Below are 400 nucleotides of genomic sequence, written 5' to 3' on the forward strand. Positions count from 1 at the left end.
AATCAGCCCAGTTGGAACAGCTTGGTGGAGATGAAAGGCGTGAGCACCGTTGTGATGACCACGCTTGCTTGTGAACTGCCAGAGCTGGGAAAGCTGAGTGGCAAGGCGATATCCGCCTTGGTCGGCGTAGCCCCCATGAACCGCGAGAGCGGCTCCTGGCAGGGGCATCGACGCATCACGGGCGGCCGCGCGGTCGTACGACAAGCGCTCTACATGGCCGCCTTGTCAGCCTGCCGGTATGAGCCGCAATTACGTCACTTCTTTAAATCCCTGAAAGCAAAAGGCAAGCCGGGGAAAGTTGCCCTGGTTGCCGTTATGCGCAAAATGCTGGTCATCCTGAATGCCCGCAAACGCGACGCGGAGGCCATGATGGCCTCCGCCTGACAACACAGTTGCTACC

General features: G+C 59.2%; 1 protein-coding gene. It reads left to right on the forward strand.

The features are described 5' to 3' along the window. On the forward strand, positions 1–384 hold a 384-nt coding region (locus tag IFT58_RS18640; protein ID WP_192096554.1), incomplete at its 5' end, for a transposase. Between the last annotated feature and the right edge of the window lie 16 nt (positions 385–400).

It is taken from the genome of Stenotrophomonas sp. CFBP 13718 (assembly GCF_014842145.1).
In the GTDB taxonomy this organism is placed as follows: Bacteria; Pseudomonadota; Gammaproteobacteria; order Xanthomonadales; family Xanthomonadaceae; genus Stenotrophomonas.